Here is a 13,404-nt window from a genome sequence, read left to right as displayed (position 1 = left end):
GTCGCCGCCTGCCTCGCCGTCGGGGTTTCCGCCGACGACATCCGCGCCGGCCTTGCCTCGTTCCCCGGGCTCAAGCACCGCATGCAGCCGGTTGGACAGCGTGGCCGCGTCGTTTTCATCAACGATTCCAAGGCGACCAATGCCGATGCCGCAGCACCCGCTCTTTCGAGCTATGATCGCATCTATTGGATCGCCGGCGGCCTGCCGAAGGCTGGCGGCATCACGACGCTCGCTCCCTATTTTCCGCGCATCGCCAAGGCCTATCTGATCGGCGAGGCGGCCGCGGAATTCGCAGCGACGCTCGGCGAGGCCGTGCCTTACGAGATTTCGGGTACGCTGGAGCGCGCGGTCGCGCATGCGGCAGCCGATGCCGATCGCGACGAAAGCAGTGCTTCGGCCGTGATGTTATCCCCGGCTTGCGCAAGCTTCGACCAGTATAAGAATTTCGAAGTCAGGGGCGATGCCTTCGTCGGCCACGTGGCAGCGCTTGATGGGATTGCGATGCTGATCGGTCCGGCAACAGGAGAGAAATGACATGGTAAGTCGCGCGGAACGTGGGGCTCTGGCCGATTGGTTCTGGACCATCGACCGCTTCTTCCTGGCGATGTTCATCTTCCTGATGGGCATCGGCTTCATGCTGTCGTTTGCGGCATCTCCTGCGGTTGCCGAACGCATCGGGCTCGAGCCTTTCCACTTCGTCAAGCGCCATGCGGCCTTCATGATCCCCTCGATCGGCGTCATGCTCGGGCTGTCGTTCCTGACGCCGCGCCAGGTGCGGCGAACCGCGATCCTGATCCTGATCATCTCCGTCGCCATGATGGTGCTGGTGCTGTTCGTCGGGCAGGAGGTCAAGGGTGGCAGGCGCTGGATCTGGATCGCCGGCCTTTCCATCCAGCCGTCGGAATTCATGAAGCCCGCCTTCGTCGTGGTCTGCGCCTGGCTGTTTGCCGAACATGCGCGCCAGCCGGAGATCCCCGGCAATCTCTTTGCGATCATCCTGTTCGGCATCGTTGCGGCACTTCTTATCGCGCAGCCGGACCTCGGCCAGACCATCCTGACCACGGCCGTCTGGGGCGGGATGTTCTTCATGGCCGGCATGCCATGGATCTGGATCATGCTGCTCGGTATCGGCGGCGCCGGTGGCCTGCTCAGCGCCTATTACGTCTTCCCGCACGTCGCCGGCCGAATAGACAAGTTCATGACCGGCGAGGGTGATACTTTCCAGATCGACACCGCGCGCGAGGCGATCATCCGCGGCAGCTGGTTCGGCCAGGGACCGGGTGAGGGTATCGTCAAGCGCATCATCCCGGATGCGCATACTGACTTCATCTTCTCGGTCGCTGCCGAAGAATTCGGGATCGTCTTCTGCATGGCGCTCGTTGCGCTGTTTACCGTGCTGGTGCTGCGCGGCCTCTCGCATGCCTATCGCGAGCGGAACGACTTCAATCGCTTCGCCGTCGCCGGCCTCGTGCTGCAGATGGGCATCCAGTCGATCATCAATATCGGCGTCAATCTCGAACTGCTGCCGGCGAAGGGCATGACGCTGCCGCTGATTTCCTATGGCGGTTCGTCCATGGTGGCGATCTGCGTCACCGCCGGCTTCATCCTGGCGCTGACGCGGCATCGACCGGAAAAACGCGCGCAGGACCGGAGCCTCTTCCGCGTCCCGCACGGCATGCCGGCGGAGTAGAAGACCATGAGCAAAGGCATCGTGCTGCTTGCCGCCGGGGGAACCGGCGGCCATGTGTTCCCGGCGGAGGCGCTGGCCTTCAAGCTGAAGGAGCGCGGCTATTCGGTGCATCTCGTCACGGACAGCCGAGCCGAGCGTTATGCCGGAAAGTTCCCGGCCGAGGAGATCCATGTCGTGCCGTCGGCGACGATCGGCTCGAAGAACCCGGTTGCCGTGGCCCGCTCGCTGTGGACGCTCTGGAGCGGCATGCGGGCCGCAAAGAAACTGATCCAGCGGCTGCAACCTGTCATCGTCGTCGGTTTCGGCGGTTATCCCACCGTGCCGCCGCTGCTTGCCGCTACGCGGCTCGGCGTGCCCTCGATGATCCACGAGCAGAACGCCGTGATGGGCCGAGCCAACAAGGCCTTAGCAACCCGTGTGCAGGCCATCGCCGGCGGTTTCTTGCCGGAGGGCGGTGCCGCCTTTCCAGACAAGACGGTGACGACGGGTAATCCGGTCCGCCCGGCGATCATTGCCGCGGCCGAGGTGCCTTATACGCCATCGCATCCGGGTGAGGCCTTCAACCTCGTCGTCTTCGGTGGCAGCCAGGGCGCGCAATATTTTTCCAAGGCGCTGCCGACGGCGATCAGCCTGCTCGACGACGCGCTTCGCGTGCGCCTGCGCATCACCCAGCAGGTGCGTCCCGAGGACATGGAGATGGTCAGCGGCTGCGTCGCCAAGCTGGAGATGGGGGCCGATATCGCACCCTTCTTTACCGACATGGCCGAGAGGCTGGCGAGGGCGCATCTCGTCATCTGCCGTTCGGGCGCCTCGACGGTTTCGGAAATCTCCGTCATCGGGCGGCCTGCCGTGCTCGTGCCTTACCCGCACGCTCTCGATCACGACCAGGCGGCGAATGCGGCGGCACTCGCTGCGACCGGCGGGGCGAAGGTGATTGCCCAGTCAGAGCTTTCGCCGGAGAAGATCGCGGCGATCCTGACGGCTGTCATGAACGATCCGGAAAAGCTTTCGCACATGGCGGCGGCAGCGAAACTCGCCGGGAAACCCGACGCAGCAAACTTGCTTGCCGACATGGTTGAGGCTATTGCCGCCGGACGGACAATTGCGGAATTCAAAAGGACACGCGCATGAAACTGCCGAAGACGATCGGTCTCGTCCATTTCATCGGCATTGGCGGCATCGGCATGAGCGGTATTGCCGAGGTGCTGCACAATCTCGGCCACAAGGTGCAGGGATCGGACCAGGCCGACAGTGCCAATGTCCAGCGCCTGCGCGACAAGGGCATCGAGGTATTCGTCGGTCACCGAGCCGAAAACCTGGGCGAGGCCGAAGTCGTGGTCGTCTCGACGGCGATCAAGAAGAGCAATCCGGAGCTCATCGCCGCGCGCGAAAAGCTGCTGCCGGTGGTGCGCCGTGCCGAAATGCTGGCCGAGTTGATGCGCTTCCGCAATGCGATCGCCATCGGCGGCACGCATGGCAAGACGACGACCACCTCGCTGGTCGCCACACTGCTCGAAGCCGGTGGGCTCGACCCGACCGTCATCAATGGCGGCATCATCAATGCCTACGGCACCAACGCCCGCATGGGCGAGGGCGAGTGGATGGTGGTCGAGGCCGACGAATCCGACGGCACCTTCCTCAAGCTTCCGGCCGATGTCGCCGTCATCACCAATATCGACCCGGAACATCTCGACCATTACGGCAATTTCGACGCCGTGCGCGCCGCCTTCCGGCAGTTCGTCGAGAACGTGCCGTTTTACGGCTTCGGCGTCATGTGCCTCGACCATCCCGAGGTGCAGTCGCTGGTCGGCCGCATCGAGGACCGCAAGATCATCACCTATGGCGAGAACCCGCAGGCCGACGTGCGCTTCAAGAATGTCCGCATCGACGGCACGCGCTCGATCTTCGACGTGGAAATCCGCCGCCGCCGCACCGGCCAGGTGATCGAGCTCAAGGGGCTGGTCATGCCGATGCCCGGACGGCATAATATCTCCAACGCGACGGCGGCGATTGCCGTTGCCAACCGGCTCGGCATATCGAGCGCCGATATCGCCAAGGGGCTTGCTTCCTTCGGCGGCGTCAAGCGGCGCTTCACGCTGACCGGCGAATGGAACGGGGTGCAGATCTTCGACGATTACGGTCACCATCCCGTCGAGATCAAGGCTGTGCTGCGCGCTGCCCGCGAATCCTGCAAGGGGCGCATCATCGCGGTCCACCAGCCGCACCGCTATAGTCGTCTTGCGAGCCTGTTCGAGGAATTCGCCGCCTGCTTCAACGATGCCGACAGCATCTTCCTGGCACCTGTCTATGCAGCGGGGGAGGATCCGATCGAGGGTATCGATTCCGTGTCGCTGGTTTCGCGCATAAAATCCGGCGGCCATCGCGACGCCCGCTTTCTCACCTCGGCGGAGCTTTTGCCGCAGATGGTCGCGGAGGTTGCAAAGCCTGGCGATTTCGTGGTTCTGTTGGGGGCTGGGAGCATCACATCCTGGGCAGCGGCGCTGCCCAAGCAACTGGAAGGCCTATCGGGAAAGTCCGTATGAAACAGGTGAATGGGGAAAAGCTTCTCGCGTCTCTCGGAGAGGGTGTAAAGGATATCCGCGGCCGTATCACGCCGGATGCCCCGATGGACCGCGTCACCTGGTTCAGGGCCGGCGGCCTGGCCGAGCTGATGTTCCAGCCGCATGACATCGACGATCTCATCGCCTTCCTGAAGATATTGCCGGAAGAGGTGCCGCTGACGGTGGTCGGCGTCGGCTCCAACATCCTGGTGCGCGATGGCGGCATTCCCGGCGTCGTGCTGCGCCTGTCGGCCAAGGGGTTCGGCTTCGTCGAGCTCGCCGGCGAAAACCGCATCCTGGCCGGCGCCATCTGCCCTGACAAACATGTGGCGGCGATGGCGATGGACAACGGCATCGGCGGCTTCCATTTCTTCTACGGCATTCCCGGTGGCATCGGTGGCGCGGCGCGCATGAATGCCGGGGCCAATGGCGTGGAGACGCGCGAGCGGCTGATCGAAGTCCATGCGGTCGACCGCAAGGGCGACAAGCATGTGCTTTCCAATGCCGAGATGGGCTATTCCTACCGGCATTCGACCGCATCGACAGATCTGATCTTTACCTCCGTGCTGTTCGAGGGCTATCCGGAAGAGCGCGCGCAGATCCGCGCCGAGATGGACGCCGTGCGCAATCATCGCGAGACGGTGCAGCCGGTGCGTGAAAAGACCGGCGGGTCGACCTTCAAGAACCCCGCCGGCCATTCGGCCTGGAAACTGATCGACGAGGCAGGCTGCCGCGGCCTCGTCATCGGCGGAGCGCAGATGTCGTCGCTGCACTGCAATTTCATGATCAACATGGGGCAGGCGACCGGCTACGACCTCGAATATCTCGGCGAACAGGTGCGCCGCGAGGTCTTCGAAAAAGACGGCATCAAGCTCGAATGGGAAATCAAACGTCTCGGCGTCTTCATGCCCGGCCGTGAGGTGCACCCGTTTCAGGGTGTGACGAGCGAGTAACGGTTACTTCACCGCAAGCTTCAGGCCTTCGCGCGGCGTGACCAGGGGCGACCAGCCAAGCACGTCGCGGGCACGGGATATGTCGACCTGGAGGGAGCCACAAAGACGTTGGTAGACGGCGTCCTTTCCCGTGACTCTCGCGCCCATCTGCAACAAGGCGGGGGGAAAGGGGAGCAGCATCGGTTTGACACCCAGCCCTGCGGCAATCCCTTCAATAAGCCCTGGAGTCGAAAGATCTTCTCCATCGCCTGCGAGAAAGGTCTCGCCGGCTGCGCCGGGATGCTTCATCCCGGTGATGATCAGATCGACGAGATTTGGAAGCGCGACCAGTGTTCGGCGGTTCTTCAGCGACGCGAAGGGGAGCGGTATCCTCTTCCGGACAAGTCCGACGAGCAGGGCAAAATTGCCCCTCGCACCGGGTCCATAGACGAGCGGCGGGCGAACGACGACGACCTCCATGCCTGTTCGGGCGGCGATTTCACGCAGCCCGATTTCAGTTTCCAGCTTCGAGATGCCATAGGGATCGATCGGCATTGGCGTATCGTCGTGCCGGAAGGGCCGATCGTTCTCCTCACCGTTGACCTTGATGCTGCTGATGAAGACGAACCTTTTTACGCCCGCGCGGGCGGCCTGCTCGGCGAGGTTCAAGGTGGCGGCGGTGTTGATCCGCCGAAATTCCGCAAGCGGATCGGCTGCGCGGTCGTTCATGATGTGAACACGAGCGGCGAGATGGACGATGACATCAACACCCTCGAGAACTGCCGCCCAATCGGTTTCGCTTGTTATCTCGATGGGGAAATGCCGCACAGATGTCGGGAAGCTGGCGGTTGCAGATCGCGTCGTCACCGCAAGCTCGCATATCCGCTCTCTATGCAGTCTTTCGACGAGAGGCCCACCGACAAAGCCGGCTGCGCCGGTAATGAGGCATCGCATGATCTGTTCCCCGTTTTGCCGTGAGTGTTCCGGTTAACCGGAAGTGCTCACGGCATCAATAAAAAAGCCGCGACGGTGGCCGTCGCGGCTTGTTGTTGACTTGCTACTCGAGGTTCAGACTTCCTCGCGGCCCGACAGCCGGATGCAGACCAGCGAGATCACCGCCGAGGCGGCGAGGTAGTAGCCGACATAGTCGAGGCTGTAATGGGTGGCGAGCCAGGTGGCGATATAAGGAGCGAGCGAGGCGCCGAAGATGCCACCCAGATTGAAGGTCATCGAGGCGCCGGTGTAGCGCACCATGGTCGGGAAGGGCGCGGCAAGGGCAGCGCCGATCGGACCGTAGGTGAAGCCCATCAAGGCGAGGCCGATGATCGAGCATAGGAAGGCGCCTGTGAGACCGCTGGTCAACAGCGTCGCGTAGAAGAAGCCGAAGATCGCGATGGCAATCGTCGTCAGCGTCAGGATGGTGCGGCGCGAATAGAGATCGGAGAGCCAGCCGGAGAGCGGGATCGTCAGGCCGAAGAAGACGACGCCGACAAGCTGGACGACCAGAAACTGTTCTCTCGTATAACCGAGCCCACCCCTTTCCAAGGGTGTCGTGCCCCAGGAGAGCGTGAAGACCGTCATGAGGTAGAACAGCACGAAGGTCGCGACGGCAATGAAGGTGCCGAGGATCAGGCTGCGCAGATGACCGCGGAAGACCACCTCGATCGGCACGGCGACGCGCTCGTGCTTTTCGACGGCTTTGCGGAATTCCGGCGTCTCAGCAATCTTCAGGCGGACATAGAGGCCGACGGCGACGAGGGCGAGGCTGGCGATGAAGGGAATGCGCCATCCATAGTCGAGGAAATCCTCGTTGCTCATCGTTTCCGCCAGGATGAGGAAGAAGCCGGAGGAAAGGATGAAGCCGATCGGCGCGCCAAGCTGCGGGAACATGGCGTACCAGCTGCGCTTGCCGGGAGGAGCGTTTTCGGTGGCAAGCAGGACGGCGCCGCCCCATTCGCCGCCGAGGCCGAGGCCCTGACCGAAGCGGCAAAGCGCCAGCAATAGCGGCGCGGCGATGCCGATCGCATCATAGCCTGGCAGCATGCCGATCAAGACGGTCGAAAGCCCCATCGTCATCAGCGCGGCGACGAGCGTCGCCTTACGGCCGATGCGATCGCCGAAATGACCGAACACCACGGCGCCGATGGGGCGGGCGAAGAAGGCGATCGAGAAAGTGACGAGCGACTGCAGCGTTGCGGCGTTCGAATCGCTTGCCGGGAAGAAGAGATGCGGGAAGACGAGGACGGCTGCCGTCGCATAGACGTAGAAGTCAAAGAATTCGATGGTGGTGCCGACAAGGCTGGCGATGAGGACGCGAGCCGGGGAATTGACTTGCGCGCTGTTCGAGGCAGGAGTCGGCGATGCGGAGATCGCGTCTGTCATTTTCAATCCAATCAGTATTTTTATGAATCGCCTTGGGAGGCCGGCGGGTCTTAACGCAATTTCAGGCCTGAGAAAACGTCTCCTTGCGCCGCAGGTACCGCATCTCCACCCACTTCTCGATCCTTGCGTGAAGCTTGCCGCGGCAATGTCCGCGCGCTTGACCGGAATCGAATTGTAACGGATTCACTTAAACTCTTGGTTGAGGTTAAGGAGGCGCGTATGCAAAAGAGTCTAGTTGCCGAGTTTCTCGGCACGTTCTGGCTGGTCTTCGGCGGATGCGGCAGCGCCGTGCTGGCCGCGGCCTATCCCGAGCTTGGGATCGGTTTTGTCGGCGTGGCCTTTGCGTTCGGTCTGACGGTGCTCACCATGGCCTATGCCGTGGGCGGCATCTCAGGCGGTCATTTCAATCCCGCCGTCTCGCTTGGCCTTACGGTTGCCGGCCGGTTTCCGGCGGCGCGCCTCGTTCCCTATGTCGTCGCGCAGGTTGTCGGCGCCATCGCCGCCGCGGCGCTGCTTTATCTCATCGCCAGCGGCAAGGCGGGTTTCGAACTCGGCGGCTTTGCCGCCAACGGATATGGCGATCATTCCCCGGGCGGTTATTCACTGCTTTCGGCGCTGCTGATCGAAGTGCTGCTGACCGTGTTCTTCCTGATCATCATCCTGGGATCGACCAGCAGCCGGGTGCCTGCCGGCTTCGCGCCGCTTGCGATCGGCCTCGGACTGACGCTGATCCATCTCGTTTCTATCCCCGTGACGAACACCTCGGTCAATCCGGCGCGTTCCACCGGCCAGGCGCTTTTCGTCGGCGGCTGGGCGCTGCAGCAGCTCTGGCTGTTCTGGATTGCGCCGCTTGCGGGTGGGGCGCTTGGCGGACTCGTCTGGAAATTCCTCGACGACGCCGACTGACTACAGGACATCGAACTATCCCATTGAGCCCGCGCGGTTTTTCCGCGCGGGCATTTCTGTTTCCACAGAACGATGGGCACCTTCGCTCCGACACTCCCGAAGACGCGAAGGTTAAAAAATCATGGGCGCGGCAACATGGAGTTAACGAAAGTAAACACTTCATTAACCATAATGATGCTCTAATGCACCCAGGTCGGACAAAGGCCTGAAACGGCGCAGACAGCTTCGCGCAAGCGTCGATTTCGAAAATGAAAGTTATTTTTGGGGGTGTTGATGAGTCGCAAGCATGTCGCTGTCCTGATGGGCGGATTTTCCTCGGAAAGGCCCGTCAGCCTTTCCTCGGGAAAGGCTTGCGCAGAAGCCCTCGAGGCGGAAGGCTTCGACGTGACGCGCATCGACGTGGCGCGTGACGTTTCCGAGAAACTTGCCGCGCTGAAACCCGATGTCGTCTTCAATGCCCTTCACGGCCCGTTCGGCGAGGACGGCACCATTCAGGGCATCCTCGAATATCTCGAAATCCCTTATACGCATTCGGGCGTGCTTGCCTCGGCGCTGGCGATGGACAAGGCCAAGGCGAAGCGTGTCGCTGCCGCCGCCGGCATTCCGGTCGCCGAATCGCAGGTGGTCAACCGTTTCTCCTTTCCCTCGACGCATCCGATGAGGCCGCCCTATGTGGTGAAGCCCGTCCGCGAGGGGTCGAGCTTCGGCGTCGTCATCGTCACGGAAGATCAGGCGCATCCGCCGCAGATCGTCAGCTCGCCTGAGTGGCGTTACGGCGAGGAGGTGATCGTCGAGCGCTATGTTTACGGTCGCGAGCTCACCTGCGGTGTCATGGGCGAAACGCCGCTCGGCGTCACGGAAGTGGTGCCGCAGGGACACAATTTTTATGATTACGACTCCAAGTATGCGGCGGGCGGTTCAAAACACGTCATCCCCGCGAAAATTTCACCGAATATTTACCAAAAAATACAAACATTGTCCCTAAGGGCGCATCAGGCAATCGGTTGTCGCGGCGTCAGTCGGTCGGACTTTCGTTACGACGATCGTTTCTCCGAAGACGGCGAAATCATCTGGCTGGAGGTCAATACCCAGCCAGGTATGACCCCAACCTCGCTCGTGCCCGAAATGGCCGGTCATGCCGGCTATTCGTTTGGTCAGTTTCTCCGGTGGATGGTGGAGGACGCGTCTTGTTTGCGTTGACAGTCAAGAGGATTGGGCGCCCCAGCCATCATGCCGTGCTTCCGATCATGGAAGCCGAAGAGCGGTTCGTGCTGCCGCGTCCACTGCGCCGCGTCACGCGCTTCCTGATCAGCCTCTGCAGCGGCCGTATCCATATTCCTGTTCATACGGGCACGGTCTCGGCGCTCGCCTTCCTGGCTGCGACGGGGTTTTACGGTATGTCGCTTGGCGGTCACACCGAAGCTGTCGCGCAGGCGACGACGACGGCGGCGGGTTTTGCGATCGAGGACGTCAAGGTCTCCGGCAATTCGGAGACCTCCGAAATCGAGATCCTGCAGCTGATCGGCCTTGACGGCACGACCTCGCTGGTGGCCCTCGACGTCGATGCCGCCCGCCGGAAGATCGCGCATCTTCCCTGGGTCGAAAGTGTCGAGGTCCGCAAGATCTATCCGAAAACGATCGAGGTGAAGCTCAAGGAGCGCCAGGCCTATGCGATCTGGCAGCACGGGCAGGAGCTTTCCCTGATCGAGAAGAACGGCAGCGTCATTGCGCCGCTGCGCGACAACAAGTTTTCGGCGCTGCCGCTCGTCGTCGGCCGCGATGCCGAAACGGCAGCGGCTTCGCTCGACGACGCTTTCTCGAAGTGGCCCGACGTGAAGGCCCGCGTGAAGGCCTATGTCTGGATATCAGGCCGTCGCTGGGACCTGCACATGGACAATGGCGTCGTCGTCAAGCTGCCGGAAGATGGCATCGACCAGGCACTGGCGACGCTTTCGAAGTTCGACAAGGAGCACCAACTCCTGGAGCGGGACATTGCCGCAGTCGATCTCCGACTGTCCGACAGAACCGCCATCCAGCTGACGCCGGAGGCGGCGGTCCGCAGGCAGACGGCAGTGACGGAGCGTACGAAAGAATTGAAGAAGGCGGGGCAGAATATATGAGCTTGTTCGGTTCATCCCATTTCGGATTACCGCGCCTGAAGCCGCTTTCGTCGAAGCGGTCACATGTCGTTTCGGTGCTCGACATCGGCTCGACCAAAGTCGTCTGCATGATCGGCCGGCTGACGCCGCGCGAGGAAAGCCAGATCCTGCCGGGTCGCACGCACAATATCGAGATCATCGGCATCGGCCACCAGCGTTCCCGCGGCATCAAGACCGGCGTGATTGCCGATCTCGACGCGCTGGAAGGCGTCATCCGCCTTGCAGTCGACGCGGCGGAGCGCATGGCGGGACTGACCGTCGAGAGCCTGATCGTCAACCTGACGGCTGGCCGGCTCGGCAGCGACATCTACACCGCGACGATCGATCTCGGCGGCCAGGAAGTAGAGCTCAATGATCTGAAGAAGGTGCTGTCGGCCGCTTGCCAGCAGTCGCTGCGCCAGGACCGTTCGGTGCTGCATTCGCTGGCGACCGGCTTCTCGCTCGACGGCGAGCGCGGCATCCGCGATCCGCTGGCGATGTATGGCGATGCGCTCGGCGTCGACATGCATGTGGTGACGGCGGAGCGCTCGGCGCTGAAGAACCTCGAACTCAGCGTCAATCGTGCGCATCTGTCGGTCGAGGGCATCGTCGCCACGCCCTATGCATCGGGTCTTGCAGCTCTCGTCGACGACGAGGTCGAACTCGGCTGCGCGGCGATCGACATGGGCGGCGGCACGACGACGATCTCGGTCTTTGCCGAGGGCAAGCTCGTTCATACGGACGCCGTCGGCCTCGGCGGCCATCACGTCACCACCGACCTGGCGCGCGGCCTTTCGACCCGCATCGAGGATGCGGAGCGGCTGAAGGTCGTGCATGCCTCGGCGCTTTCGAATTCCTCCGACGAGCGCGAGCTGATCTCGATCCCGCCGATCGGCGAGGACGATCGCGACCAGCCGTCGCAGGTGCCGCGGGCACTGGTTTCGCGCATCGTATCGGCGCGAATCGAGGAGACGATGGAACTGATACGCGACCGTATCCAGCGCTCAGGCTTCAGCCCGATCGTCGGCAAGCGTGTCGTGCTGACCGGCGGGGCGAGCCAGTTGACCGGCCTTGCCGACGTGGCGCGGCGCATCCTTGCCCGCAACGTCCGCATCGGCCGTCCGATGGGCGTCTCGGGGCTGCCGACGGCTGCCAAGGGTCCGGCCTTTTCGACGGCCGTCGGCCTGATGATTTATCCGCAGGTCGCGGACATGGAGACACATGCGTCACAGAGCGGTCTGCTCATGTCGCTTGGAGGAAATAACAGCCGTATAGCCCGCATGGGCCAGTGGCTGAAGGAAAGTTTCTGAAATTGAGTAATTGGCCGGCGTGGCGATGCGGCCAGAGAGAGAAGGAACAGGTACCATGACCATCAAGCTGCAAAAGCCTGACATCACAGAGCTGAAGCCGCGCATCACCGTGTTCGGCGTTGGCGGCGGTGGCGGCAATGCCGTCAACAACATGATCACCGCCGGCCTCCAGGGCGTCGACTTCGTCGTCGCCAACACGGATGCGCAGGCGCTGACGATGACGAAGGCTGAGCGCATCATCCAGCTCGGCGTCAACGTCACCGAGGGCCTCGGTGCCGGCTCGCAGCCGGAAGTCGGCCGCGCGGCCGCCGAGGAGTGCATCGACGAGATCGTCGATCACCTGAACGGCACGCATATGTGCTTCGTCACCGCCGGCATGGGCGGCGGCACGGGCACGGGCGCTGCTCCCGTTGTCGCGCAGGCGGCCCGCAACAAGGGCATCCTGACGGTCGGCGTCGTCACCAAGCCGTTCCATTTCGAAGGCGGGCGCCGCATGCGTCTGGCCGAGATGGGCATCCAGGAACTGCAGAAGTCTGTCGATACGCTGATCGTCATTCCGAACCAGAACCTCTTCCGCATTGCCAACGACAAGACGACCTTCGCTGATGCCTTCGCCATGGCCGACCAGGTTCTCTATTCGGGCGTTGCCTGCATCACCGACCTGATGGTTAAGGAAGGCCTGATCAACCTCGACTTCGCCGACGTCCGCTCGGTGATGCGCGAAATGGGCCGCGCGATGATGGGCACCGGCGAAGCCTCAGGCTCCGGCCGAGCGCTGCAGGCAGCAGAGGCTGCGATTGCCAACCCGCTGCTCGACGAAACCTCGATGAAGGGCGCCCAAGGCCTGCTGATCTCCATCACCGGCGGTCGCGACCTCACCCTCTTCGAAGTCGACGAAGCCGCGACCCGCATCCGCGAGGAAGTCGATCCTGACGCCAACATCATCCTCGGCGCCACCTTCGACGAATCGCTCGAAGGCATCATCCGTGTCTCGGTCGTCGCAACCGGCATCGACCGGGCGATGAACGAAGCCGCCGAGCGGAACCTCCAGCCGGCAGCAAGGCCCGCTATCCGTCCCTCCGCGGCTGTTGCTCCGGCAGCGGCCGCAGTTCAGCCTGCCCCCGTGATGCAGGCACCGAAGGCCATGGATCCGATCGCGCAGACCATCCGCGAAGCCGAGATGGAACGCGAGCTCGAAATTCCGGCCCCGCGTGCTGCCGCACCGCTGCAGCAGCCCGTAGTACAGCAGGAAACCTTCCGTCCGCAGAGCAAGATCTTCGCGCCTGCACCGGAAGCTCCGGCAATGCGTCCGGCCCCGGTGCAGCAGCAGGCTCCGGCGCCCGTCATGAGCCAGCCTGTCATAAGCCAGCCGGTTCAGCAGCAGCCGGTCCGGCAGGAGCCGACCATCCGCCAGGCGCCCGAACCGGTGCGCATGCCGAAGGTCGAGGATTTCCCGCCGGTCGTCCAGGCCGAACTCGACCACCG

The 13,404-nt window shown here is 62.8% G+C and carries 12 protein-coding genes; 10 read left to right on the top strand and 2 right to left on the bottom strand.

The window, feature by feature from the left end:
• From MOV76_RS34650 to murB, 5 genes are all read left to right on the top strand, one after another.
• On the top strand, window positions 1–534 hold a 534-nt coding region (locus tag MOV76_RS34650), incomplete at its 5' end, for a glutamate ligase domain-containing protein (RefSeq protein WP_309506731.1).
• Window position 535: 1 nt separating this feature from the next.
• Window positions 536–1,690 carry a putative lipid II flippase FtsW gene (gene ftsW / locus MOV76_RS34645; RefSeq protein WP_113542715.1) on the top strand — a complete coding sequence of 385 codons (1,155 nt, stop codon included), beginning with the start codon at window positions 536–538 and terminating at the stop codon, window positions 1,688–1,690.
• A gap of 6 nt (window positions 1,691–1,696) precedes the next feature.
• Window positions 1,697–2,821: an undecaprenyldiphospho-muramoylpentapeptide beta-N-acetylglucosaminyltransferase gene (gene murG / locus MOV76_RS34640; RefSeq protein WP_130652769.1), complete on the top strand. Its 1,125-nt coding sequence runs from the start codon at window positions 1,697–1,699 to the stop codon at window positions 2,819–2,821.
• Window positions 2,818–4,233 carry a UDP-N-acetylmuramate--L-alanine ligase gene (gene murC / locus MOV76_RS34635; RefSeq protein WP_018446549.1) on the top strand — a complete coding sequence of 472 codons (1,416 nt, stop codon included), beginning with the start codon at window positions 2,818–2,820 and terminating at the stop codon, window positions 4,231–4,233. Before murG ends, murC begins: the two co-directional genes overlap by 4 nt.
• The gene (gene murB / locus MOV76_RS34630) at window positions 4,230–5,204 is read left to right on the top strand and encodes a UDP-N-acetylmuramate dehydrogenase (RefSeq protein WP_018242859.1); all 975 of its coding nucleotides are present in this window, start codon (window positions 4,230–4,232) and stop codon (window positions 5,202–5,204) included. Before murC ends, murB begins: the two co-directional genes overlap by 4 nt.
• Before the next feature lie 3 nt (window positions 5,205–5,207).
• On the opposite strand, the gene MOV76_RS34625 is transcribed toward murB, so the two are convergent.
• Window positions 5,208–6,137 (bottom strand): SDR family oxidoreductase, encoded by a 930-nt coding sequence (locus MOV76_RS34625; protein WP_247266231.1) that lies wholly within the window; start codon window positions 6,135–6,137, stop codon window positions 5,208–5,210.
• 114 nt (window positions 6,138–6,251) lie between these two features.
• On the bottom strand, window positions 6,252–7,565 hold the full coding sequence (locus tag MOV76_RS34620; protein ID WP_026188470.1) for an MFS transporter: 1,314 nt from the start codon (window positions 7,563–7,565) through the stop codon (window positions 6,252–6,254).
• A gap of 195 nt (window positions 7,566–7,760) precedes the next feature.
• Between MOV76_RS34620 and aqpZ the strand changes: the two genes are divergently transcribed.
• The 5 genes from aqpZ to ftsZ all read left to right on the top strand — a co-directional run.
• Entirely contained in the window at window positions 7,761–8,471 is a 711-nt protein-coding gene (gene aqpZ, locus MOV76_RS34615) for an aquaporin Z (protein ID WP_258719881.1), read from the top strand.
• A 273-nt stretch (window positions 8,472–8,744) separates the two neighbouring features.
• A complete protein-coding gene (locus MOV76_RS34610; protein WP_247266230.1) occupies window positions 8,745–9,671 on the top strand; it encodes a D-alanine--D-alanine ligase in 927 nt (308 codons plus the stop codon).
• Window positions 9,659–10,591, top strand: coding sequence for a cell division protein FtsQ/DivIB (locus MOV76_RS34605; protein WP_018242854.1), 933 nt, complete (start codon window positions 9,659–9,661; stop codon window positions 10,589–10,591). Before MOV76_RS34610 ends, MOV76_RS34605 begins: the two co-directional genes overlap by 13 nt.
• Complete coding sequence (gene ftsA, locus MOV76_RS34600) at window positions 10,588–11,919, top strand: cell division protein FtsA (protein WP_003561012.1); 1,332 nt, start codon at window positions 10,588–10,590, stop codon at window positions 11,917–11,919. The genes MOV76_RS34605 and ftsA overlap by 4 nt, the downstream gene beginning before the upstream one ends.
• Before the next feature lie 55 nt (window positions 11,920–11,974).
• On the top strand, window positions 11,975–13,404 hold a 1,430-nt coding region (gene ftsZ, locus MOV76_RS34595), incomplete at its 3' end, for a cell division protein FtsZ (RefSeq protein ID WP_247266229.1).

The organism is Rhizobium sp. PRIMUS64, assembly GCF_023006465.1.
Lineage (GTDB): Bacteria > Pseudomonadota > Alphaproteobacteria > Rhizobiales > Rhizobiaceae > Rhizobium > Rhizobium leguminosarum.
Note: the sequence above shows the minus strand (reverse complement) of the source record. Positions and strands in the feature narration are given on the sequence as shown.

Bases quoted from the DNA above. Each gene is read 5' to 3' on its own strand.
- ftsW (WP_113542715.1), top strand. From the start codon at position 536: ATGGTAAGTCGCGCGGAACGTGGGGCTCTGGCCGATTGGTTCTGGACC.
- murG (WP_130652769.1), top strand. From the start codon at position 1,697: ATGAGCAAAGGCATCGTGCTGCTTGCCGCCGGGGGAACCGGCGGCCAT.
- murC (WP_018446549.1), top strand. From the start codon at position 2,818: ATGAAACTGCCGAAGACGATCGGTCTCGTCCATTTCATCGGCATTGGC.
- murB (WP_018242859.1), top strand. From the start codon at position 4,230: ATGAAACAGGTGAATGGGGAAAAGCTTCTCGCGTCTCTCGGAGAGGGT.
- MOV76_RS34625 (WP_247266231.1), bottom strand. From the start codon at position 6,137: ATGCGATGCCTCATTACCGGCGCAGCCGGCTTTGTCGGTGGGCCTCTC.
- MOV76_RS34620 (WP_026188470.1), bottom strand. From the start codon at position 7,565: ATGACAGACGCGATCTCCGCATCGCCGACTCCTGCCTCGAACAGCGCG.
- MOV76_RS34610 (WP_247266230.1), top strand. From the start codon at position 8,745: ATGAGTCGCAAGCATGTCGCTGTCCTGATGGGCGGATTTTCCTCGGAA.
- ftsA (WP_003561012.1), top strand. From the start codon at position 10,588: ATGAGCTTGTTCGGTTCATCCCATTTCGGATTACCGCGCCTGAAGCCG.